Annotated in this window: 16 protein-coding genes and 1 pseudogene; 11 read left to right on the top strand and 6 right to left on the bottom strand. The window is 32.4% G+C overall.

The annotated features are described in order from the left end of the window. Nucleotides 1–10 precede the first annotated feature (10 nt). On the top strand, nucleotides 11–706 hold the full coding sequence (locus tag HYN86_RS01310) for an OmpA family protein (RefSeq protein ID WP_113676442.1): 696 nt from the start codon (nucleotides 11–13) through the stop codon (nucleotides 704–706). Nucleotides 707–943: 237 nt separating this feature from the next. Here HYN86_RS01310 and HYN86_RS20925 read toward each other — a convergent pair whose 3' ends face one another. The 3 genes from HYN86_RS20925 to HYN86_RS01300 all read right to left on the bottom strand — a co-directional run bounded on the left by HYN86_RS20925 (nucleotide 944) and on the right by HYN86_RS01300 (nucleotide 2,246). Further along, entirely contained in the window at nucleotides 944–1,087 is a 144-nt protein-coding gene (locus tag HYN86_RS20925; RefSeq protein WP_162789252.1) for a hypothetical protein, read from the bottom strand. A 212-nt stretch (nucleotides 1,088–1,299) separates the two neighbouring features. Beyond that, nucleotides 1,300–1,761 carry a hypothetical protein gene (locus HYN86_RS01305; RefSeq protein WP_162789250.1) on the bottom strand — a complete coding sequence of 154 codons (462 nt, stop codon included), beginning with the start codon at nucleotides 1,759–1,761 and terminating at the stop codon, nucleotides 1,300–1,302. A gap of 11 nt (nucleotides 1,762–1,772) precedes the next feature. Then, nucleotides 1,773–2,246 carry a T6SS effector amidase Tae4 family protein gene (locus HYN86_RS01300; RefSeq protein ID WP_113676440.1) on the bottom strand — a complete coding sequence of 158 codons (474 nt, stop codon included), beginning with the start codon at nucleotides 2,244–2,246 and terminating at the stop codon, nucleotides 1,773–1,775. A gap of 404 nt (nucleotides 2,247–2,650) precedes the next feature. On the opposite strand from HYN86_RS01300, the gene HYN86_RS01295 reads away from it, so the two are divergent. Continuing rightward, nucleotides 2,651–3,601: an ABC transporter ATP-binding protein gene (locus HYN86_RS01295; protein ID WP_113676439.1), complete on the top strand. Its 951-nt coding sequence runs from the start codon at nucleotides 2,651–2,653 to the stop codon at nucleotides 3,599–3,601. Nucleotides 3,602–3,688: 87 nt separating this feature from the next. On the opposite strand, the gene HYN86_RS01290 is transcribed toward HYN86_RS01295, so the two are convergent. Next, nucleotides 3,689–6,100 carry an alpha/beta hydrolase family protein gene (locus HYN86_RS01290; protein WP_113676438.1) on the bottom strand — a complete coding sequence of 804 codons (2,412 nt, stop codon included), beginning with the start codon at nucleotides 6,098–6,100 and terminating at the stop codon, nucleotides 3,689–3,691. 263 nt (nucleotides 6,101–6,363) lie between these two features. On the opposite strand from HYN86_RS01290, the gene HYN86_RS01285 reads away from it, so the two are divergent. The 3 genes and pseudogenes from HYN86_RS01285 (at nucleotide 6,364) to HYN86_RS01270 (ending at nucleotide 8,955) form a co-directional block, all read left to right on the top strand. Beyond that, nucleotides 6,364–7,371 carry a 3-oxoacyl-ACP synthase III family protein gene (locus HYN86_RS01285; RefSeq protein WP_113676437.1) on the top strand — a complete coding sequence of 336 codons (1,008 nt, stop codon included), beginning with the start codon at nucleotides 6,364–6,366 and terminating at the stop codon, nucleotides 7,369–7,371. 483 nt (nucleotides 7,372–7,854) lie between these two features. Then, a pseudogene (locus tag HYN86_RS01275) lies at nucleotides 7,855–8,177 on the top strand (GIY-YIG nuclease family protein). Nucleotides 8,178–8,283: 106 nt separating this feature from the next. Continuing rightward, nucleotides 8,284–8,955: a copper homeostasis protein CutC gene (locus tag HYN86_RS01270; protein WP_113676435.1), complete on the top strand. Its 672-nt coding sequence runs from the start codon at nucleotides 8,284–8,286 to the stop codon at nucleotides 8,953–8,955. Nucleotides 8,956–9,057: 102 nt separating this feature from the next. Here HYN86_RS01270 and HYN86_RS01265 read toward each other — a convergent pair whose 3' ends face one another. Then, complete coding sequence (locus tag HYN86_RS01265) at nucleotides 9,058–11,478, bottom strand: TonB-dependent receptor domain-containing protein (protein ID WP_113676434.1); 2,421 nt, start codon at nucleotides 11,476–11,478, stop codon at nucleotides 9,058–9,060. Between the two features lie 331 nt (nucleotides 11,479–11,809). Here HYN86_RS01265 and argS point away from each other — a divergent pair, with 331 nt between their 5' ends. The 4 genes from argS (at nucleotide 11,810) to HYN86_RS01245 (ending at nucleotide 19,586) form a co-directional block, all read left to right on the top strand. Further along, the gene (gene argS, locus HYN86_RS01260) at nucleotides 11,810–13,588 is read left to right on the top strand and encodes an arginine--tRNA ligase (protein WP_113676433.1); all 1,779 of its coding nucleotides are present in this window, start codon (nucleotides 11,810–11,812) and stop codon (nucleotides 13,586–13,588) included. A gap of 311 nt (nucleotides 13,589–13,899) precedes the next feature. Then, nucleotides 13,900–14,610, top strand: coding sequence for a hypothetical protein (locus HYN86_RS01255; protein ID WP_162789248.1), 711 nt, complete (start codon nucleotides 13,900–13,902; stop codon nucleotides 14,608–14,610). A gap of 516 nt (nucleotides 14,611–15,126) precedes the next feature. Then, entirely contained in the window at nucleotides 15,127–18,192 is a 3,066-nt protein-coding gene (locus HYN86_RS01250; RefSeq protein ID WP_113676431.1) for a SusC/RagA family TonB-linked outer membrane protein, read from the top strand. Between the two features lie 17 nt (nucleotides 18,193–18,209). Next, the gene (locus tag HYN86_RS01245; protein WP_113676430.1) at nucleotides 18,210–19,586 is read left to right on the top strand and encodes a SusD/RagB family nutrient-binding outer membrane lipoprotein; all 1,377 of its coding nucleotides are present in this window, start codon (nucleotides 18,210–18,212) and stop codon (nucleotides 19,584–19,586) included. 71 nt (nucleotides 19,587–19,657) lie between these two features. Here the strand turns inward: HYN86_RS01245 and HYN86_RS01240 are convergent, their stop codons facing one another. Next, nucleotides 19,658–20,560, bottom strand: a complete 903-nt coding sequence (locus HYN86_RS01240; RefSeq protein WP_113676429.1) for a DUF6607 family protein — start codon at nucleotides 20,558–20,560, stop codon at nucleotides 19,658–19,660. A gap of 104 nt (nucleotides 20,561–20,664) precedes the next feature. Between HYN86_RS01240 and HYN86_RS01235 the strand changes: the two genes are divergently transcribed. After that, complete coding sequence (locus HYN86_RS01235; protein ID WP_113676428.1) at nucleotides 20,665–22,779, top strand: TonB-dependent receptor plug domain-containing protein; 2,115 nt, start codon at nucleotides 20,665–20,667, stop codon at nucleotides 22,777–22,779. A 17-nt stretch (nucleotides 22,780–22,796) separates the two neighbouring features. Continuing rightward, nucleotides 22,797–23,876, top strand: a complete 1,080-nt coding sequence (locus HYN86_RS01230; protein ID WP_113676427.1) for an HmuY family protein — start codon at nucleotides 22,797–22,799, stop codon at nucleotides 23,874–23,876. The last annotated feature ends 27 nt before the right edge of the window (nucleotides 23,877–23,903 follow it).

The raw sequence follows: 23,903 nt of genomic DNA, 5'->3' as shown, positions 1-23,903 counted from the left end.
AATATAAAAGATGAGAAAGTTAACGGTTTTAGGTTTAAGTAGTTTACTAGTTCTAACTAGTTTTTTTACTAGTTGTGATTCAGTAAAAAATGCAAATAATACACAAAAAGGTGCTGGAATTGGAGTTGTGGCCGGAGGTGTGATTGGTGCTGTATTAGGAAATAATTTAGGAAAAGGCGGAAACGCTGCTTTAGGCGCTGCAATTGGAGCTGCTGTTGGTGGTGGAACTGGTGCACTTATTGGAAACAAAATGGATAAACAAGCTCGTGAAATCGATCAAGCTTTACCAGGTGCTTCTGTAGAAAGAGTTGGAGAAGGTATTCATTTAACTTTAAATGAAAATTCAGTTCGTTTTGATACTAATAAATCAACTCTAACAACTCAAGCGAAAGCAAACTTAGATAAATTAGTTCCAGTATTTAATGAATATGGAGATACAGATATTCAGATTTTTGGATATACTGATAATACTGGTAGACCAGAATATAACTTAACACTTTCTGGACAAAGAGCTGCATCTGTGCAGGCTTATTTAGTTGCAAAAGGCTTAAAATCGAACCGTTTCAAAACTTCAGGTTTAGGAATTGCAGATCCAATTGCAACAAATGATACTCCAGAAGGAAGAGCTCAAAACCGTCGTGTTGAATTCTCAATTACAGCAAATGACAAAATGGTTAACGACGCAAAAGCTGAAGCTGGAAAATAATACCAGAATAAAATAAAATATAAAAAAAGCTGTTTCTTAATTGAAGCAGCTTTTTTTTGATGATTGAATTAATAAATTCTAATTCTAATCAGAATTATTCTTCTCAGATCTTAAATAATTTTTCATATGCTTTTTTGGGCAATTAAATCCAGTTCCCTGCTTGCATAATAATTTAAACAAGTTACACAGATATAATTCTTTTTTAGAATCTCTTGATTCTCTTCTTCAGTACAATCATTACAATGTGGATAAAATAGGATTTTGAATATCTTTTATCATTTTAGATGTCAGCAAATCAATTTTATTGTATTCTCCATAAATTGGTTCATAAGGAACAAAAAGATCTTTTTTTGCTATTAAATCAAAAAACACTTTGGTCATTCTATCCCTTTTTAAGGCAGCTAAAAAAGACTTCTGTTTTATACATGTTTATCCATTGATTTTCATCTTTTCCAAGTTGATATTCAAATGCTGTTGACGAATAAAGTATTCCAAGAAGATTATATTTTTTATTTTTATTTTCATAATTATTAATCTAAAATCCATATAATCAACAGCTAATACATGAAACTAAAATTATTGACATTATCTTTTTAGTTTTTGTCCGGACATAGCATGTATAAACATAAATCTTTTTCATTGTCAATATAATGAAGAAAGTTTTTTTCTATAAACTCTCTATCTTCTATGACAGATAAATTATAAAAAGCTCTATACTTATTGATTTCAATTATATAATTTTCAATTATTTTTTTTTCATTTTCCATTAGTTGAGTCTTGTCAAAATTCTCTATACCTAAAACATAAATATCAGTGAAATCTTGTTTTGGTCTTCTTGAGAATGTTTTGGGTATACTCGATTTTATTTTTTCAAAATTTATCATATTAACGACAAATATCTGAAATGAGCGTATACTGTATTCGCTTTTTACAAAATGGTAAGTAGAGTAGTTTTTCTCTTGATTTGCTATATAATAAGTTTCTTCTCCTTTAATAATTTGAGATGAAAGCATATTGTAAAATAATACAAAAAAAAGTATAGTTATTGTTCTCATATTTTTTTAATTCATGTCCATATTCTTATTGATGATATGCCTCCTTTAGGTTGCGTATATGCGTTTGAAATACAAATACCATTTACAATTGCATCGACATGTCCTGAATAACCTGCACCACTTATGCCAGGATTTTTATTTATAATAACATATATTCCTGATTTTCCACGAAGTATATCAGCTATTTTGGCAGCATCATTTGCATCATCACCTTCAAGTTTATCTGTTGTGTCTCCAAATTTATCAATCATAATCTTATTAAAGCTATTTGCTGATAAAATGTAATTTAGATTATCTCCTCCTTTCTGTGTTGCCTGTAACGGTGGAGTACCATATTTTAATACAGGTATACTTATTCCAGAATATAATAATGCTCTGGATCCTCTTATAGCGCAGGCATTTGAATATTGATTTTTTGTCTGTTCGTTTGTAGAACTATTATAAAGAGAACCTCCTACTAATTTATAAACTTCAGAAGAACTCATAGGGTACCAAAATCCATTTTGTTCAATTTTGGGAAAATTAGTGCTGTTTTGTTTTGTAAATCTTAATTTTTACAAAACAAAGACAATGTAAGTAAAAAGTTACTAAACAAAAATATTTATTGTAAAAAATATTTTTGTTTTAATACTTTAACTATCTCTAATTAAGTAGTACTACATTAAAAAAAGCATTTCGGAAGAAATATTAGCCGAATTAAAGAGCTAAAATGAAGGAAACGCTTGAAATAGTATTGAAGCTAGCAAAGTTGTTGTTGAAGGAAGAAAAGAAAAATACTTTTGGTTATTTTTTCTTTATAAACAATTAAAATGAAAAGTCTTAATTGAAGCAGCTTTTTTTTGACATTAGAAATTAAACATTGTAAATTTGACCTCTCATATTACAACTCATGCTTGACATTCAAAATATATCCTTTTCGTATACAGACAAACCCGTTATAAAAGACATCTCATTTACTATTGAGAAAGGGCAGAATATTTCCATTATCGGCGAAAGCGGATGCGGAAAAAGTACGCTTCTTAAATTAATTTATGGTTTGTATGACTTGGATGAAGGAAAGATTTTTTATGGTGATAAACCTGTCTTAGGTCCAAAATTTAATTTGATTCCGGGAATGCCATATATGAAATACCTAGCTCAGGATTTCGATTTGTCTCCGTATGAAACAGTTGCAGAAAATGTTGGAAAATTCCTTTCTAATGGATTCGCCAATATGAAAAAACTACGTGTTCAGGAATTGTTGGAGATGGTAGAAATGGAACAATTTTCTAATGTAAAAACAAAGTTTTTGAGTGGAGGTCAACAGCAGCGAGTAGCTTTAGTTAGAGTTTTGGCTTTAGAACCAGAAGTAATTTTATTAGATGAACCTTTTAGCCAGATCGATGCTTTTAGAAAAAATGCACTTCGCCGTAATTTGTTTCGTTATTTGAAACAAAAAGGAATTACCTGTATTATTGCAACACACGATAGTACAGATGCTTTGTCATTTGCAGATCAGGCAATTGTAATGCGAAACGGAGAATTAATTGTAAAAGATGAGCCTGCAAAAATTTACGAAGATCCAAAAATTAAATATGTAGCTTCTTTATTTGGAGAAGTAAATGAGATTCCGACTCACTTATTATTATCATACGAAGACGAGACGCATAAAACTTTAGTGTATCCGCATCAATTTAAGATGGTTTCAGAATCTAAGTTGATGGTAAAAATTCGAAGAACTTACTTTCGAGGAAGTCATTATTTAATTGAAACTGTTTATAAAAGACAATTAATTTTCTTTGAAAGCGAAATAGATTTACCGCTTGAACAGGAAGTGTTTTTGGCTTTGAATTATTTGTAAATAAAACGAGAAAGTAGAAAATACAAAAAAACAAACCCGACAGATTTTAAAAATCTGTCGGGTTTGTTTTTTGAAATTAATGAGGTATTAATTCTTTAAATATTTCTCTAAAAACTGATCTTGTTCCCAAAGAAGGTGTAAAATATTTTCTTTAGCAGCATAACCATGAGATTCTTTTGGAAGAATTACCATTCTTGCAGGTGCTCCTAAACCTTTTAACGCTTGGAAATAACGTTCTGTCTGCAATGTGAAAGTTCCAGGATTATTATCGGCTTCGCCATGAACCAGTAATAGAGGAGTTTTCATTTTGTCTGCATTCATAAAAGGCGACATCGTGTTGTAAACTTCAGGAACTTCCCAGTAATTTCGCTGTTCAGTTTGAAAACCAAACGGAGTTAGAGTTCTGTTGTAAGCACCGCTTCTTGCAATTCCACAGGCAAACAAATTAGAATGTGTCAATAAATTTGCTGTCATAAATGCACCATACGAATGTCCGCCTACAGCCACTTTTTTGCGATTAATATATCCTAAAGCATCAACTGCATCAATTGCTGCGGCCGCATTGTCTACTAATTGTGAAACGAAATTATCATTTGGCTCTGTATTTCCTTCTCCAATAATTGGAAACGCTGCATCATCTAAAACAACATATCCTTTGGTTACCCAATAAACAAATGATCCATAATATGGGAAAGTAAATTCATTTGAGTTTTGTGTAGTTTGCGAAGCACTGTTTCTATCCTTGTATTCTGCTGGATAAGCCCAGATTAATAATGGAAGTTTTTCTTTTTTTACTTTATCATAACCAGCAGGAAGATACAAAGTACCTGAAAGTTCCAATCCATCTTTACGTTTGTATTTAATTACTTCTTTGCTTACATTTTTAATGCTTTCAAATGGATTTTTAAAAGCAGTAATTGGTGTTAAACTATTTTGTTTTTTAATATTTCTAAAATAGTAATTTGGATATTCTGTTTTTGACTGAATTTGAACTAAAACTTTTCCGGTTTTAAAATCTTCTATTTCTAAAATATCTTCTTTTTTATCTTTATATGGAGAGGTATAAATACGTTTTGTCTTTAAAGTTTTAAAGTCAAATTCATCAATAAAAGGGAATTGTCCTTCTTTAGTATAACCGTCGCCAATTCGGTAAAGGTTATCTTTTTCGAGCGCCAGAACATATTTATTGTATTCGTTTTTTCTAGTTTCAAAAATACCTGGATCTGAATATACATCTTGTGAATTTCGATCGGTAATTAATTTTGGCTGCTGACTTGGATTTGATGGGTTTATTAAATATGTTTTCGTATTACGAGTATCATACCATTCATCAGAAATAACTGCAAGATTGTCATTCCCCCATGTGATGGTGTTAAAACGCTGTGGTGTTTTTACTAACGAAGAAGGTTGTTTTTCAAAAGGAGCATCCCATAGAAAAACTTCATCTCTAAATTCAACTTTATTAGCAGGGTCTCCTTGGTCTAACGCAGTTACAAACATTAAAGTAGCTGGTTTGTCATTTCTCCAAGCCATTTCTCTTTTACCTTTTCTAACAGCCATAAAACCTTTTGGCATAATTTCGTTTAAAGGAACTTCGTTTACGACTTTAATCTCTTTTCCACTTATATCATAAACGGTAGTTGTTGAAGGGAATCTGTTTAAAGGCACAACATAAGAAAATGGTTTCTGAATTGTAGTCAGCATAATGTAATTACCGTCTGGCGAAATTCTTTCTCCTGCAAACATCGCAGCTTCTTTAAACAAGACAGCTTCTCCATTTAATTTTACCTTATATAATTCAGAAGTTACGCTGTTTTCAAAATTGAATTCATCATTTTTGTTTTTAAGCATATCAGGATAAGTTCTGTTTTGAGATTTTTCTCCCGAAGTATTAGATACAATTGGTCCTGTTGGCAGATCTTTTTTAGAATCTAACAGCGGCTGTCTGTTTTTGGGAAGCATTTTTACCAAAATCGTTTCATTGTCTGAAAACCAGCTGAAAGGATTTCCTAAATTAGCATTTACAGTTGCTGCTGTAAGTTTTTTAGCTTGCGCCGATGCTACATCTAAAACCCAAAGTTCTACGCCAGAATTTGTAGTGTGAGAGAATAAAATCTTTTTGTCATTTGGAGACCAAAGGATATTTGTAATTTTTGGATTTTCTGGCAGACCTGCAACCTGAACTTCCTCTTTACCGCTAATTTTTCGCAGCTTAAGATTATTGATATAAGTTACAGTGCTCGAAATATTAGTAATAGGATTGATTCTTAAACCGGCTAAACGAACTTCGTCCTGATTTAAATCATCAAGAGTTTTATAAGTGTTTCGATACATTAAGAGCATATTTTCTTTTTTGGTATCCATAGATACTGTTGGAGCTCTTTGGTAATCTGCTAAATCTAGAATAGATTTTGATGGTTTCTGGTATGTCAGGTTCTCTTGGGCAAAAGAGTAAAAACCAAAACTGAAAAGTAAGAACAAAGTAACCTTTAATTTCATAGTTTGAATTTTTTGGGTTTAAAAATAGTATTCGAAATGTTTGTCTAAGATATTTATATCTTGTTACATTTTGGATAGTATTTTTCATTTTATTCAAGAATTTGGTAGAAAGCTTATCTTTTTGAGAAGTAATTGATTTTATACAGTCTTATAATTCAAGTATATTAAATTGCTAATAACGAAAAAAAGAGTAATTTGTAGTCTTATATTTTAAAGTATGCTTAAATTTGCATTCTAAATTTTCAAACAAATAACAATACAATATGTATCATTCAAAAATAACAGGCTTAGGATACTACGTTCCTTCAAATGTTGTGACAAACGATGATTTGTCTAAAATCATGGATACCAATGATGAATGGATTCAGGAAAGAACAGGAATTCAAGAAAGAAGGCATATCATTCGTGGAGAAGATACTACAACCTCAATGGGAGTAAAAGCGGCTAAGATTGCAATCGAGCGTTCTGGAGTTGCTAAAGAAGATATTGATTTTGTGGTTTTTGCTACATTAAGTCCAGATTATTATTTTCCAGGACCAGGAGTTTTGGTGCAAAGAGATTTAGGTTTAAAAACAGTTGGTGCTTTAGATGTTAGAAACCAATGTTCAGGATTTGTTTATGCAATTTCTGTTGCAGATCAATATATTAAAACTGGAATGTATAAAAACATTTTGGTTATTGGTTCAGAAGTTCATTCTACAGGTTTAGATATGACAACTCGCGGACGCGGTGTTTCGGTAATTTTTGGAGATGGGGCAGGAGCAGCTGTTTTAAGCCGTGAAGAAGATTTGACAAAAGGAATTCTTTCTACTCATTTACATTCTGAAGGACAACATGCAGAAGAATTAGCTTTGCAGGCACCTGGAATGGGAGCGCGCTGGGTAACTGATATTATTGCAGATAATGATCCTAATGACGAAAGTTATTATCCGTATATGAACGGACAGTTTGTGTTTAAAAATGCTGTAGTTCGTTTTGCAGAAGTAATTAACGAAGGACTGGAAGCAAATGGACTTCAAGTTTCAGATATTGATATGTTGATTCCGCATCAGGCGAATTTGAGAATCTCGCAATTCATTCAAAACAAATTCAAATTGACAGACGATCAAGTTCATAATAATATTCAAAAATACGGAAACACAACTGCAGCCTCTATTCCGATTGCTTTAACCGAAGCTTGGGAAGAAGGTAAAATTAAATCCGGCGATACCGTAGTTTTAGCAGCTTTCGGAAGTGGCTTTACTTGGGCTAGCGCTATTATTAAATGGTAATTTAATTCATCTTGCATTATATTTTAAAACCTGCTCTTTTTGGAGCAGGTTTTTTTTTCTTCTTTAAGATTTCCTATTTGTCAGGCTGAGCGAAGTCGAAGCCCGCGTTCCAATAGGGGCGCCCTTCGACTTCGCTCAGGGTGATAACAGGGGAATATTTATGAGACGGTTTGACAAACTTTGTCAGGCTGAGCTGAGTCGAAACATACATTCTTATTGGTTTATTGGTAAAAATTTCAAGTAAAGTTAGTCTGTCAGGCTGAGCGAAGTCGAAGCCCTTTCCAATTTTCAAAGTCATAATTGTCAGCTTTTTTAGCTTCATTCAAAAATAAAATTTCGCGACTTAATTAAAATACGCACCGATAGGATTGAGGCTTCGACTTCGCTCAGCCTGAAACCGTTTACTAATATTCTAAAAGAAAAAAAATAGAGATATTTTCTTACTTTTGTGTTTGGAAATTTGATGCAGTTAACTTTAAATAAATGAAAAGATATTACGTCTATATATTAAAATGTTCTGATAATAGTTATTATACAGGATTTACAAATAACATTGAAAGAAGATTGAATGAACATAATTTTGGAGTAAATAGTGAATGTTACACTTTCAATAAAAGACCTTTGGAATTGGTTTTTTGTACAGATTTTAATGATGTGTTTCAAGCTATTGCATTTGAAAACAAGTAAAAGGCTGGAGCAGAAATAAGAAAGAAGCAATTATAAATGATAAATGGGAAGATTTGAAAAAACTTTCACAATGTTTAAATAAAACAAGTCATAAAAATTTTTATAAAAAGGACGTTTAGTAGTAAATTAGCCTTCGACTTCGCCCAGGATGACAGTCGAGTTAAAATTATGAAAACTCTCTGTTTAATTGAATGAAGTTGAAATCCTTTTTAATAAAGAAACCCAATGAAAAAAAATCAACTCGAAATAGCTTGTTTTAATTACGAATCTGCACTTATTGCTCAGGAAAATGGTGCGGACAGAATTGAGCTGTGCGAAAACATGAAACTTGGAGGAACTACGCCAAATTCTATATTGGTGGTAAAAGTCCGTGAGGATTTAAAAATCAAAATGCATGTGATTATCAGACCTAGAGGCGGCGATTTTGTTTATTCTGATGAAGAACTTACAGAAATGAAGCAAGATATTAAACAATTTAAAAAATTAGGAGTTGATGGTTTTGTGTTTGGGATTTTAAAAGAAAACGGAAAGGTAAATAAAAAACAAAACAAAGAATTAGTGCATTTGGCACATCCGCTTTCTTGTACATTTCACCGTGCTTTTGATGTGGTAAAAGATGTAGAAAATTCACTTGAAGATGTTATTGAATGCGGTTTTAAAACCATCTTAACATCGGGTCAGGGGATAAATGTAGCAGAAGGAATCTGGACTTTAGAAAAACTTCAAAAACTTGCCGGAGATCGAATCGAAATTATGCCTGGCGGCGGTTTAAGATCTTCAAACATAAAATTATTACAAGAAAAATTAGACCTGACTTTTTATCATTCGTCAGCAATTACAAATGACTCTGAGATTGCAAATCCTGAAGAAATAAAAGAACTTCGTAACTTTTTATAAAAAAAAGTCTGGAGTGGCATCTCCAGACTTTTCTACAAAAATTATTCAAAAATTATTCAAAAATTATTCAAAAAATATTAAAAATTAGTTTAAGAAAAGAGGTTAAAACATTCCGCCTCCACCTTTATTCGTATTGTCTTCTCTTTGTTTGCGCTGCAGGTTTTTGATTTTTGCACCACCAAAGTTATAGGTTAAACCCACATAAACTGTTTGGCTTTCCCATGTAAACTGCCCAGTTTGAGGATAAGGATACATTGTATCAAAAGCATATTTCATAGTGTTGAAAACGTCATTGAAACGTACACTAATATTCATTTTGTTATCTAACAATGTGTAACGAGAACCAATATCCATTTTGTACATTTCGTGACTGTTGTTTTGAAGCCCGTCTACAGCGCCTCTGTAAAATCCGAAAGCTAAGAAACTCAAACGTTTATTTACTTTAAAGTTAGAATTCATACGTCCGTTGAATGCTGCAACAGTAATTTTTCTTTCAACAGGATTACTTGTGTTTGCTGCAGGATCGTATTGAAACACAATTCCTTCTTGATTGATGCTTGAAAAGTCTATAGAAGGTTGAATATCCCACCATTTTGTGATTTTATAGTTAAATGAAACTTCAAAACCGTAAGCTGTATTATGATCGTAGTTTGTAAAAGTCATAATCTGCTTTTCTTTATTTGGATCTGCTGGGTCTGGATATAAAATTCTACTAATTTGATCATTGATGCTTCTTACAAAAACACCCGCCGTAAAACTTCCTTTTTCAAGTGTTTTAGTATAATTTACTTCAACAGAATTAGTAAACTGAGGTCTTAATTCAGGATTTCCTAATGATGTAACCAGCGGAGTAGCAAATTCACGAATTGGTTTAGTCTGCTCTAAACTTGGGCGGTCAACACGTCGGCTGTAACTGAATTGTAAAGTGTTTTTCTCATTTAAATTGTAGGTCAAATAAGCAGATGGATACAATGTAATATAATCATCATCAAATGTTGTCTCACCATAATTTAAGTTAGCCGCAGCTTTATAACTCTCAAAACGTGCGCCAACTTGGTAGCTGAATTTTTTGAATTTTTGTCCAAAAGTCACATATGCAGAATAAATATCTGTATCATAAGTATAATGAGAATTCTGACTTGCAGCTGGAATTAATGGATTTCCTGTAGTGTAGTCATTACCTGTTCTTGTGATCCTTGCTTCGGCTCCAGCTTCAAGAGTTGTTTTCTCGTTTAAAGGATTAACGTAGTCGATATTTAAAGTTGTTAATTTTCGAGTACCTTTCAGTAGATCATTATACAATAAATCTGAACTTGTATTGTCAATATTAGTTGTTTTTGTGTCAAAAGAAGCATTTTGAGTTTCTTTGTTATCGCTGTAGTTTCCTTCGAAATCTAACGTATGACCTTCTTTTTTGAAAATGTGTTTGTAGGCTAAATTGTAAGTTCCTACTTGGTCTGGTCCCCAATATCTTGATTTTTGAAAAATGTTTGAAATATCAGAATTAGTTACATTATTATAGTCAATATCAGTATTCACAAAACCTTTTCCGTTCGACTTGTTTTGGTTGGTGTAAATAGATAAAGTGTTATGTTCGTCAATTAAATAATCCATCCCAATTTTATACAAATAAGAGTCGTTATCATTTATTACGTCAATTCTTTGAACAATATCTTGGTCAAATCTTTTGATAAAACCATCATTGTAATACGTTCCAAAGTTTTGTCCCACATTCCCAAAGAAATTTACTTTTCCTGTTTTGTAGTTTAAATCTAAAGACTGATTGTATTTGGCAGTTTCTCCAAAAGTGATTCCACCGCTGTAACTTCCGTTAAAACCAGTATTCGCATTTTTGTGCAAAATAATATTAATAATTCCAGACATTCCTTCTGGATTATATTTTGCGCTTGGGTTTGTAATCAACTCAATTTTTTTGATAGAAGTTGAAGGAATTTGTTTCAATAACTGCGCTGGGTCAATATTAGAAGGGCGTCCGTCAATTAAGACACGAACATTATCATTGCCGCGAAGCGAAAGTTTTCCATCCTGATCGACATTCACAGAAGGAATATTATTCATAATGTCAGATGCAGAAGCTCCAGCCGTTGTTAAATCCTTACCAACGTTAACTACTTTTCTATCGATTTTTTGTTCGATTGTAGAGCGTTCGGCAACAATATTTACGCCTTGAAGCTGTGTTGCTTCTTCTTCAAGAGAAACATTTACAGTTGCAGCTTTTTTGTTTTCGCTTAAAATAACAGATCCAATATATTTTCTAAATCCGATGTATTGAATTTCGATTGTGTAGCTTTTTAAAGCAATATTTTTAAATGAAAAATTTCCATTGTCGTCTGTATTAACGCCAGAAACTACTTTTCCATTTTCTTTAAGTGAAACAGTTGCATAAGAAATAGGTGCACTATTTGACTTTTCCGTAATTTTTCCAGAAACACTTCCCGTATTCTGAGCTTGTGCTGTTGCGATTATCCCCAATAACGCGAACAGAAAGAATTTTAATTTCATGATTTCTTTGTTGATTATTTTGATTTGATTGATGATGATTCTGTTTTTGTTAGTTTTTTGTTTTTTTTCTTTTGCTGCCTCAAAATGAATTTGAAGTCTCTATTAAGACTCTTTTGTGATTGATATGTTACAAGAAATTGTGAAAAAAAACACAAAAAAAATGTCATGCCCTGTTTTGTAAGAGATTATGGTTTTGATTTTTTGATAATTTTAACAATTGAAAATGTGACTTTTTTATCAAATTCAAATTCTTTTCTTGAATTTTATATGTTTTTGATTTTCTGTAATTGATGAATAAGCAGTATCTTTGCTCACTTTAAAATAAGTTTACATGTCATTACCACAAATTCTTACACCTTCTATACAAAAAGCAATACAAGCATTATTTGATGTTACTGTTGATAAAATCGAGTTTCAAACTACTAGAAAAGAGTTTGAAGGCGATATCACGATGGTAATTTTTCCGCTGCTAAAATTGATTAAAAGTAATCCGGCAGAATTGGGAAATAAAATTGGAAATTATCTAGTTGAAAATGTTTCTGAAGTAGCGCGCTTTAACGTAGTTTCAGGTTTTCTGAATATTGTAATTTCAGATAGTTATTATCTAGATTTCTTTAACGGAATAAAAGATAATAAACAATTTGGGTATGTAACTCCAAATCCTGAGGAGAAAGCTGTAATGGTAGAATATTCTTCGCCAAACACCAATAAACCGCTGCACTTAGGACACGTTCGTAACAATTTGTTAGGATATTCTGTTGCTGAAATTTTAAAAGCATCTGGTAAAAAAGTATACAAAACTCAAATTATCAACGATAGAGGAATTCATATTTGTAAGTCAATGCTGGCTTGGGAAAAATTCGGAAACGGAGAAACTCCAGAATCTTCTGGTTTAAAAGGAGATAAATTGGTTGGTAAATATTATGTAGAATTTGACAAAGCATATAAGGCAGAAATTAACAGTTTAATTGAAACTGGTAAAACAGAAGAAGAAGCTAAAAAACAAGCGCCGATTATTATCGAAGCGCAAGATATGCTTAAGAAGTGGGAAGCTGGAGATGAAGAAGTTATTTCGCTTTGGAAAAAAATGAACGAGTGGGTTTATGAAGGCTTCGCAACTACTTATACAAATCTTGGAGTTAATTTTGATAAATATTACTACGAAAGCAACACATACTTATTAGGAAAAGATGTTGTTCAGGTTGGTTTAGATAAAGGTGTTTTCGAAAAAGATCCCGACGGTTCAGTTTGGATTGATTTGACTGACGAAGGTCTTGATCGTAAAATTGTTTTACGTTCTGACGGAACTGCTGTTTATATGACGCAGGATATTGGAACTGCAATTCAACGTGTAAAAGATATGCCAGATGTGGGAGGAATGGTTTATACTGTAGGAAACGAGCAGGATTACCATTTTAAAGTACTATTCTTAATCTTGAAAAAACTTGGTTTTGACTGGGCTTCAAGCTTATATCATTTATCATACGGAATGGTTGATTTACCTTCTGGAAAAATGAAAAGCCGTGAGGGAACTGTTGTAGATGCAGATGATTTAATGCAGGATATGACTGATACAGCCAAACAAATTTCAGAAGATTTAGGAAAACTTGATTACTATTCTGACGAAGAAAAAGCAAAATTGTACAAAACCATCGGTCTTGGAGCTTTGAAATATTATATTTTAAAAGTAGATCCTAAAAAACGCATTTTGTTTAATCCAGCAGAATCTGTGGATTTTGCAGGAAATACAGGGCCATTTATTCAATATACATACGCGAGAATTCAATCGATAATCCGTAAAGCAGATTTTGATTTTACTGCTAAAACTGAAATAGAAGAACTTCATGAAAAAGAAAAAGAATTGGTGAAACAAATCGAACTTTTCCCAGAAGTAATTCAGAATGCGGCTCAAAATCACAGCCCGGCTTTAATTGCGAATTACACTTACGATTTGGTCAAAGAATATAATTCGTTTTATCAATCAGTTCATATTTTAGGTGAAGTAGATTTGACAAAAAAAATATTTAGAGTGCAGTTGTCTCAAAAAGTAGCTGAGGTAATAAACTCTGCATTCCAGTTATTAGGAATAGAAGTTCCAGAGAGAATGTAAATTTTTAAAAATAGTGCAAAGAGCCGATTACTGAATAGTTATCGGCTCTTTTTTTTTGTGGTAAGGTTTAAGAATAACAAAAATTATTATTATCAAAACGTTATGAATTCTGCTGAGTGAATTTTCGTGTAAAAAAGAGTAAATATCATTTGGATATATGCTTTTTATAATTATGTTTACAGTAAGAAATTTAGTGATAATAACAGCTTGAAATGCTAGTGAATATAAGCGTTTTAACATTTACTAATGTTAAAAAAATAATCGAGGAAGCTGAAAATCGTAAGAGTAAGCAAAATTTTAAACCCAAAAACATGATTAAAAAACCTTTACTATTAATGATGCTGTTTTTTGCTTTTACAGCAATGAATGCACAAGATTTAATTTCTCCATCTTATGGATTTTCACACAGTAAAACAGCTTACATTACTTTAGCTGATGGAACTGAAATTAACGGAACTATCAAAGATATCGATAGAGACAAAGGATTAATTGAATTTATTAAATTACAAGACGGAGCTGGCAAAAAACACAAATTGAAACCAGAAGATATTAAGTTTATGTATTTACCACCAAGCGGGCTTGATAATTTAGGTAAAAAACTTAATTTCCTTGAAGACTTTAAAAAATGGAATGATGAAAAATTAAATCAAGATTTTTTAAACCAAGGTTATGCTTACTTTGAAACTGCTGATGTGAAGATTAAAAAGAAAAATTCAAAGTTATTAATGCAGCTTTTAAACCCTGGATTTAGTAAAGAATTTAAAGTATACTGTGATCCTTATGCTAAAGAAACTACATCATTAGGCGTTGGCGGTGTAAAATTTGTGGGAGGAGATGCTAAATCTTACTACGTTGCTAAAAAAGATTCACCAGCATTTTTATTAAAGAAAAAAGACTATAAAAAAGAATTTGTCCCTTTGTGGGGAAGCTGTGAGAAAATTATTTCTGCAAATCCAGAACCAAAATGGACAGATTTAACAAAACATGTTATCACATATTCTGAGTGCGCAGAAGCTAAATAATATAATATTATATTAAGGGTTTCTAACCTTTAGAAGACTGCTGAGCCGATAGTTTAACTATCGGCTTTTTTGTTTTATAACTGCCCCTAAAAAAATGAAAAGTATCAGAATAAGACATTTTTCAGCAAAATAAGAATTAAGTATATGAATTGATGATTTTTCGTGTTAATTTTGCACTTTGAAATAATGGTATTTTTTTGCCTCATTGAAATGATAACTTCTACCTTGTTTAAAAACAATGTTATAAGTTTTAAACACTCATCGCTTAAATTACAGATGTAAGAATACACAATACTTCCTTATATTCATTTTTTAACTATTTTGAATTAGTAACCCTTTTAGTGAGAAATAAATAAAATAAGGATAACCGTCTAATTAATTTTAGGCGGTTTTTTTTATTCTCTATTTTATTATTTGTAGGAATAATATTTGATTAATACTTGTTAAAAAGAAATAAATTCTTGTTAAAATTAAATTAATTTTATAAGTTGCGCCCCTAAATTCAAATAAACTATAATGAAAGGAAAAATTAAAGGATTACTTATTCTGGTTTTTGTTTTTACAACGCAATTATTTTTTGCGCAGGAAAAGACAATTTCAGGAATAGTGTCGGATGCAGCTGGACCAATTCCAGGAGTAAATGTTTTGGTGAAAGGCACAAATAATGGTGTGCAGTCAGATTTTGATGGAAAGTATAAGATAAAAGCAAAAACAGGTGATGTTTTAGTTTTTACTTACATGGGAATGAAAGATCAAAGTATCACTATAGGTAATTCGTCTACTGTAAATGTAAAGATGCAGGATGGAGGAGAACAACTAGAAGAGGTTGTGGTGACGGCTTTAGGGGTTAAAAAAGAAGAAAAAAAACTGGGATACGCTGTCTCAAAAATTACTTCGGATGAAATAACTAAATCTGGAGAACAAAATGTTTTGCAGGCGCTTGCAGGAAAAGCGGCTGGTGTTCAGGTTATAGGTACGGGTGGAACTCCAGGTGCTTCTAGTAAAATAATCATTAGAGGAGTAAACACAATTAAAGGAAATTCAGATCCTCTAATTGTAGTTGATGGTATTCCTATTGATAATGCAACAAGTCAGACAAGTGCAGGTGATAATCCATTTAATGCAAACTTGTCAGGTATTAACAACTCTAATCGTGCTTTGGATATTAATCCTGACGATATCGAAAGTGTATCAGTACTTAAAGGCCCTGCGGCTGCGGCATTATACGGTGAGAGAGCTGGTAACGGAGTTATTATCTATACAACAAAAAAAGGTAAAAACGGAAAAGGTTTAGGAATAGATTACTCAACTGCATTGGCAATTGATCATGTAAGTCAATTACCGGCTAGACAGAATAAATATGTTCAAGGTACTAGCGCTGCAGCAACTGCTGTAAACCCAAATACTCCTCAAAGCTGGGGGCCTTCGGCAGAGTCGCTAAATATTCCGATGTATAACAATGTTAAAAATTTCTTTCAGGAAGGATTAACTTTTACAAACAACATTTCTTTTTATGGAGGGAATGAAAAAGCTACTTATAGAGCCTCCTACGGTAATGTTACACAAACAGGTATGATCCCTGAAACAGGTTTAAAAAGAAATACTTTAAGAGTTGTTGGAGATCTGAAACTAAATGACAAATGGAAAACAGGGGGTAGCTTACAATATACTCACACTACCAATACATTGGCACAAAATGGAAGTAATTCTTCTGGCGTAATGTTAAGTTTGCTTCGTTCTCCTTCAAATTATGATCTAAGAAACTATAAGGATGAAGAGGGTAATAATATGAATTATTATAATTCGTATGATAATCCATATTTTACAGTCAATGAAAATCCTGCGACAAGTGATGTAAATCGTGTTTTTGGAAATATGTACCTTACTTATTCACCAGCAGATTGGTTGTCTTTTACTGCAAAAGGAGGGATAGATACTTATTCTGATTATAGAAAACAAGTTTACGCTATTTCATCTAATGGAGATAATCTTGCAGGTATGGGTGAAGTTGCTTTTAATAATATTAATAACAAACAATTCTATGGTGATTTTATAGCAACAGGATTATTGCCTTTAAAATCAGAATGGTTAAAAATAAATTATACTGCAGGACTTAACTTACGTTCTTCTCAGAACACAGATGTTTTTTCTCGAGGAAAAGATCTTGCTGTGAGAAACCTTTATAATTTGTCAAATGCGACACAATTGTATGCATCAAACGCAGAATCTAATATTATGTCCAGAGCTTTGTTTGGACAATTAGAATTTGATGTTAAGAATCAACTTTTTATTACAGGATCGCTTAGAAAAGAATGGTCTTCTACTTACGGAACAGACGCAAATAGCGCTTTATTTCCAGCAGCTTCCGCTTCATGGGTTTTGTCAAGCTCTTTCGATTTGCCAGAGTCAGTAAACTTTATGAAATTGACTTATGGATATGGAGAAGTTGGTATTGCTCCACAGCCATATTACACAATAAGTACATTTTCTCAGCCATTTATGACAGATGGTTTTACAGATGGACTAAGTTTTCCTTACAACGGGGTAAACGGTATGGGAGTTTCTGGAGTTTTAGGAAATCAACAGCTAAAACCTGAAAGAGTATTAGGACATGAACTTGGATTTAATAGTAAGTTTTTTGATAATCGTCTTTCATTCGATTTAAATCTATATTACAAAACATCTAAAGATTTATTAATAGAATTACCATTACCGCAATCAAGTGGCTATGCATTAGTTTATCAAAATGCAGCAGAATTAGTTAATAAAGGTATTGAAATAGAGCTTGGGTATGATATTTTTCAAAAAAATAAACCATTTCAATGGAACGTAAATTTGAATTGGTCTAAAAATGAAAATAAGGTAACTGATATTTACGGAAACTTAAATGAAATCTCTATTGAAACTGCTTTTGGTTCTATTGGATATTATGCTGTTAAAGGACAGCCATTAGGAAGTTTTTATGGTACAAAATGGCAGCGTGATGAAAATGGACAAAAAATAATTGGATCTAATGGTTTACCGTTAGTAGCAGAAGAAACAGGAAATTTAGGTAATTCTGCTCCAAAATGGACAGGAGGTTTAAGAAATACATTTACTTATAAAAGAGTTAGTTTGTCAGGGTTATTAGATTTTAGACATGGCGGTGCCGTGTATAATGGTACATTGGCAAGATTACACAATTTTGGTGTTTCTGAAGCTTCTGCAGATAGAGAGCATAGTTATGTTATTGATGGTGTGAAAGAAGATGGAACTCCAAATAATATTGCAATATCAGCTAAAAATTATTACCAAAAATACTTAGGTGACGGTGGAGGAGCTGCTGAAGAAGCCATAACAGATGTAAATTGGATAAGACTCCGTGATGTTACTTTGAGTTACGATTTTAATGTGAAAAAAATTACAGCGATTAATTCAGCGCAGTTGTCATTTACAGGTCGAAATTTATGGTTAAATACCAATTATAAAGGTGTTGATCCGGAAACTAGTTTAACAGGTGCAGGTTCAAAAATTAATGGATTAGATTACTTTAATAATCCTGGAAGCAAATCATTTATAATGACTCTTAAAGTTGGATTTTAAATTCTAAATTAATAAAAATGAAAAAATATATAAAAAGTGTAATACTGGCCACTGTAGGTTTTGGCCTTTTTACCAGCTGTCAGTCTGAATTAGACCACTTTAACGAGAATCCTAATTCATCTATTTCGACTACACCGAGTTTGTTGCTCTCTGCAATGGAAGTCTCTACCTTTTCAACACATACAACAGGACTGATTAGAACTTCAAATATTTTAGATCAGCATCTTGCTGGAACAAGTGTGGGACAATTAGGAGACATTCAGCGTTATTTTATTAGTGAGCAGGATGTAAATAACGAATGGAATACTTTGTATAGTACAACTTTAATGAATGGCTACCTCTTAAATCGTGATTTTGCTGCTCAGTATCCATATTACAATGGTATTGGTCAGGTTTTAACGGCTATAAATTTAGGTTATGCGACGGATCTGTGGGGTGACGTGCCTTATGATGAGGCATTTAAGGCTGAACAAGGTAATAGAGCTCCTAAGTATAATACACAGCAGGAAATTTATGAGAGATTGCAAAGTATTTTGGATGATGCTATTGTAAACTTGCAAAAAACAGAGTCAAGTAATCTGACCGTTCCTGGAGATGATGATTACATATTTAATGGAAATACAAAAAAATGGATTCAAGTTGCGTATGTGTTGAAAGCAAGATATGCATTACGATTAACGCAGGTTGATACGCAGGCGGCGCAAAAAGCACTAAATTATATTACTGCTTCAGGTATAAGTTCAAACAGTGATGACGCGAATACTTTTTTCCCTGGAACATCAAACGGTCTTAATCAATGGTATGCTTTTGAAAATAGTCGTGCAAATTACTTAAAAACGGGAGCTTATTTCGTTAACTCTTTAAAAGAAACCCAAGATCCGAGATTGTCATTTGCTATTGCTAAAGATAAGAACGGTAATTATACAGGAAACACGGCAGATGATTTAGATACCACTTCGTCTTCTTACATAGGTTCTGCATTTGCGAGTGCTACTTCGTCAATTGGAATAGTTACATATGCTGAAGCAAAATTCATAGAAGCTGAAGCTAAATTTAGATTGGGACAAGATGCAGCACAATCATTACAAGACGCGGTAAAGGCCTCGGTACTAAAAGTTACTGGTACCACACCAACAACCGAATTTTTATCTGCAGCAACTGCAACAGTAAGTTTAGAAACTATTATGCAGCAAAAATATCTTGCTCTTTTCTTAACTATGGAACCTTATAACGATTATAGAAGAACTGGTTTTCCTGCCTTAGAGCCAAATCAGTCATCAAATATAAAGTTTATTCCTCTGAGGCTTCCAACTCCATCTGATGAAAGACAATATAATCCAAATGCTACAGTAGTTAGTAATGTTACAACCAACGTTTGGTGGGATAAAAATTAGATAAATTTTTACAGCAAAAAAAAGCCGGAAGTCTCAAAACTTCCGGCTTTTTTAAGTACAACTAATTCTAATTACTTAACAAATTTGTCAATGATTTTATCTGTTTCTGCTTTAGCAGTATCTGGTTTTAAATCAAATAATAGAGAGTAAAGTGCTTTTCTGTCAACTTTAGCTTCTAAGTTCAAATCTTTATTTCTGTCAAAAAGAGTCTGCCATTTGTCACGAACATTTTTCCAAAGTGCATTGTTTTCTTTCCACCATTTTTGAGCAGCAATACATTTAACATCTAGAACTTTAGTGTAAACATCAAATCCTTTTTCTTGTGCTAACAAAACATCTTTTCCAGCATCGTCACGAACCAGTTTATCGTTGTCTTGCTGATGGTTCCATCCTGTAGCAGTGATTTCGTGAATGTTTCTTCTTTTTAAAACATTGTAATCGTTACGTTTTGTCTGCTCTCTTCTAGGAAGCGGAGCATCCGCTACATTTGCCCAATAGTCTTTTCCATCAACGTGTACCCAAGTTGAAGAGCCTTCATATCTCGGGCTGTCATCTACTTGATATACTTTTTGAGTCCATTGCCCTTTAACAGCTTTTTTGTCTAACTTTTTGTATTTCCAAGAAGTTCCTTTGTCGAAAGAATATAAGTCTGTGTTTTCGTATAGCCAATCTTGTCTCCAGTGTTTAATGATCATATCATCACTGACAATAAGTAAATGCTGCATAACAATTTTGTTAGGAGTATCTTGTAATAACTCTACCCATTCTAAAGCAGATTCGTGTTTCGTTTCAGATGGTTTATAGGTAAGAGTGTCTTTTGGGTATGAGAATGTTTCGGTGAAATTAAACTTTACTTCATAACAACCGCACATAGATTTAATCGATTTTATGTCTTGTTGTTTTTTGTCCTGACTAAAACCAAGACCACATGTTAAAGCCATAGCGGCTGACAAAAAAAGGCTTTTTGAAATCATAACTTATTGTTTTGTTTTTAAATTTTGGCAAATATATAAATTTTATTTAGAACAATTAAAAATAGTTATATATTTGCATTGATTATTAAGACTGAATAAAAATAATGAAAATAAATTTTACCCTTTTTGCTGGACTTCTTTTTTGTACTTGTTCTTTTGCTCAGCAAAAAGATACTATTAACTCACAGGAAAAATTATCGGAAGTTGTTGTTACAGGACAATTTGAGCCACAATCCATAAAAAAATCCGTATTTAATGTTCGAGTGATTTCAAGTAAGGACATTAAAAATTTAGTGGCAAATAACTTAGCTGATGTTTTAAATCAATACTTAAATATCACAGTTAGACCAAGTGGCACCAGTGGTCGTTCTACAGTGTCATTATTTGGATTAGATGCTCAATACTTTAAAATTCTAGTAGATAATGTTCCGTTAGTCAATGAAGCTGGTTTAGGGAATAATACAGATTTATCACAGATTAATTTAAACGATGTTGAACGAATAGAAATAGTTGAAGGTTCGATGGGAGTAATTTACGGAGCTAATGCTGTAAGTGGTGTTTTGAATATTATTACTAAAAAATCTTCTGAATATAAATGGAATATAACGGCTTCAGTTCAAGAAGAAACAGTAAAAGATGAATATGCTCTTTTTGATAAAGGACGTCATATACAATCTATTCGGGCAGCGCATACTTTTAATGAAAATTGGTTTGTAAGTATTGGTGCAAATCGCAATGATTTTCAAGGTTTTTTAGATGATAAAAACGGAAAAGACTATTTTGAGAATGATCAGACTAGAGGTTACAGATGGCTTCCGAAAGATCAGTTGAACGGAAATGCCCTAATTTCTTATTCTAAAAATAATTTTAGAATATTTTACAAATTTGAATATTTAGATGAAGACGTTGATTATTATAATTCAACAGTACAGTCAGGATACAACTCACAATTAGGTTCTTATCGCTATGCTAATGATAAAAGATACTTAAGTAATAGGTATTTCCATAACTTAAATGCTTCTGGAAAAATGTTTACCAGATTGAATTATAATGTCTCTCTTTCTCATCAAAAGCAAGAAAGAAATGTAGAAGATTTTTGGTACTATTTATATACTAAAAGTGAAGCAAATAATGTACGAGCTAAAGACCAATCGATGGAAGTTCTTTACTCTACAGGAACAGTAAATAATTTTTTCACGAATAAAAAAATAGATTTACAGATTGGTTATGAGTTTGTAAATAATCAAGGGTTTGCTTTAGTTCAAGAAGGGAATAATATTTATTCTCCCGTTCGTAAAACATTGGAAAACTACGATTTTTTTGCTTCTTCTGAAATCATGGCAACATCAAGATTTTCTGTTCGTCCAGGTCTTCGTTTTTCTGCTCAGTCTCAGTTTAAAGATCAATATGCATCTTCGCTTGGATTGAGATATTTGTTTGATAACGGATTTGAACTTCGGGGTTCTTATGGCACTTCATTTAGAACACCAACTTTTGATGAGTTATACACCAAACAAATTTTTGATGGTCACTTTTTTACAGGAAATGAAAATCTTATTCCAGAAACTAGTACTTCATACGAGGCAAGTTTAAAGAAATCTGGATCTTTTAATTCTGGTTTAAGGTACGCGAGCACATTTGCAGGAAGCTTTCTTGATGTAAATGATAGAATCGATATGGCTTTAGTGCGATTTAATCCAGATACAGGAAACCCGGAATATCAATATATTAATATAAGTAAATATAAGATGTGGAATTTTTCTACCATGAATCAATTCACAATTGATAATTTTAATTTTAACATTGGCGCATCTGTTATTGGGGTTTCAAGAAAAATTGAAAATGAAGTTTTTGCTTCAGATGACAAATTTTTATATTCTTTCAATATCAACAGTAGTGTTTCTTATCAGTTTCCAAAATGGAATACTATTATTTCTGCCTACTACAAATTCAATGGAAAAACTCAACAATTTATAGAAGGAACCTCTTCTTATATTTTGTCAGATATTGATCCAAGTCACTGGCTGGATGCTTCTATCCGCCAAGGCTTTTTCAAAAATCAGCTGGAAGCTACAATTGGAGCCAGAAATATTTGCAATATAACTAATGTTAGACAGACCAATACCAATCAAAGTGCGGGTCACGCTGGCTCATCTGAATTAATGCTCGCATATGGACGTTCCTACTTTATCAAATTGACTTATAATCTAAATCTTTAATAAATAATTTTAATACCATGAAAAAAACATTTTTACTTTTATCATTCGCTTTACTGACACTTGGAGCTTGTTCAAGTGATGACGATACAGCTCCTGAAGTTCCTTCTGTAGGTGCTACTATTCCTGCTTCTGTTGGAGGTGCAAATCAGCCTAATCAATTATATTTAGATTTGAGTACAGGAGAATCTAAATCTATAAACAGACAAAGTTGGGATTTCGGATTTTCAAGTGGTTCGGATTTTAGAGTAGTAATTAACGGATCTCTAAAAATGGCTGTAAAAAAATTATCGACTTCTGATATAACTTTAGCTCAAGAAATTGATGCGAATGTGACTGTAGGTGCAGGAACAACTGCTTCTTCAAATGGGTTTGTAGATAATCCTACAGGAGTTTTAGCAGGAGCTGGAGCAGGAATAGGAACGGCAATTGCTGAAATTTCTGCAACAGATGCTGATAACAAAGTTTATTTAGTAAACTTAGGATATGCTGTTTCAACAGCAAAGCCGGCGGCAGGTTCTGTTAGTGTTGATGGAGATGCTAGAGGATGGAAAAAAGTTAGAATTTTAAGAAATGGGAATGGCTACAAAATTCAGTACGCCGATTTAGCATCTACTACTTTTACTGAAAAAACAGTTGCTAAAGAAGCTGATTTTAATTTTGCTTTTTTCTCATTAACAACAGGAAATACAGTTTCTGTTGAGCCTCAAAAAACAAAATGGGATCTTAACTTTACTACATTTACAAATTATTTAAGTGGTGAAACAGAAGTAACTTACGGATATTCTGATTTCATTGTGACTAACATGAAAGGCGGTACTCAAGCTTATCAAGTGCTGACTGCGGATAAAACTTACGAAGCTTTTGTTAAGGCAGATGTTTTAGAAGCAAACTTTACTGTTTCTGCTACAGATCAAAGAATTATTGGGGCAAACTGGAGAAGCGGTGGAGGACCATTTACCTTACCAAGTATTAGAACAGATCGTTTTTATATAATTAAAGATGCTGCGGGTAACTACTACAAAGTAAAATTCCTTGCAATGACAAATGATGCAGGTGAAAGAGGTCATGCTACTTTAGAGTATGCTATCTTAAAATAATTTTAAAATGAAAATCTAAAAATTATA

Origin of the sequence: Flavobacterium fluviale, from assembly GCF_003312915.1 — a bacterium.
Lineage (GTDB): Bacteria > Bacteroidota > Bacteroidia > Flavobacteriales > Flavobacteriaceae > Flavobacterium > Flavobacterium fluviale.
The sequence above is the reverse complement of the archived record's forward strand: the minus strand, read 5'-3'. Positions and strand labels throughout refer to the sequence as shown.

Bases quoted from the DNA above. Each gene is read 5' to 3' on its own strand.
- HYN86_RS01230 (WP_113676427.1), top strand. From the start codon at position 22,797: ATGAAAAAAACATTTTTACTTTTATCATTCGCTTTACTGACACTTGGA.
- HYN86_RS01300 (WP_113676440.1), bottom strand. From the start codon at position 2,246: ATGAGTTCTTCTGAAGTTTATAAATTAGTAGGAGGTTCTCTTTATAAT.
- HYN86_RS01270 (WP_113676435.1), top strand. From the start codon at position 8,284: ATGAAAAAAAATCAACTCGAAATAGCTTGTTTTAATTACGAATCTGCA.
- HYN86_RS01235 (WP_113676428.1), top strand. From the start codon at position 20,665: ATGAAAATAAATTTTACCCTTTTTGCTGGACTTCTTTTTTGTACTTGT.
- HYN86_RS01310 (WP_113676442.1), top strand. From the start codon at position 11: ATGAGAAAGTTAACGGTTTTAGGTTTAAGTAGTTTACTAGTTCTAACT.
- HYN86_RS20925 (WP_162789252.1), bottom strand. From the start codon at position 1,087: ATGACCAAAGTGTTTTTTGATTTAATAGCAAAAAAAGATCTTTTTGTT.
- HYN86_RS01295 (WP_113676439.1), top strand. From the start codon at position 2,651: ATGCTTGACATTCAAAATATATCCTTTTCGTATACAGACAAACCCGTT.
- HYN86_RS01250 (WP_113676431.1), top strand. From the start codon at position 15,127: ATGAAAGGAAAAATTAAAGGATTACTTATTCTGGTTTTTGTTTTTACA.
- argS (WP_113676433.1), top strand. From the start codon at position 11,810: ATGTCATTACCACAAATTCTTACACCTTCTATACAAAAAGCAATACAA.
- HYN86_RS01240 (WP_113676429.1), bottom strand. From the start codon at position 20,560: ATGATTTCAAAAAGCCTTTTTTTGTCAGCCGCTATGGCTTTAACATGT.
- HYN86_RS01245 (WP_113676430.1), top strand. From the start codon at position 18,210: ATGAAAAAATATATAAAAAGTGTAATACTGGCCACTGTAGGTTTTGGC.
- HYN86_RS01255 (WP_162789248.1), top strand. From the start codon at position 13,900: ATGATTAAAAAACCTTTACTATTAATGATGCTGTTTTTTGCTTTTACA.
- HYN86_RS01305 (WP_162789250.1), bottom strand. From the start codon at position 1,761: ATGAGAACAATAACTATACTTTTTTTTGTATTATTTTACAATATGCTT.
- HYN86_RS01265 (WP_113676434.1), bottom strand. From the start codon at position 11,478: ATGAAATTAAAATTCTTTCTGTTCGCGTTATTGGGGATAATCGCAACA.
- HYN86_RS01285 (WP_113676437.1), top strand. From the start codon at position 6,364: ATGTATCATTCAAAAATAACAGGCTTAGGATACTACGTTCCTTCAAAT.
- HYN86_RS01290 (WP_113676438.1), bottom strand. From the start codon at position 6,100: ATGAAATTAAAGGTTACTTTGTTCTTACTTTTCAGTTTTGGTTTTTAC.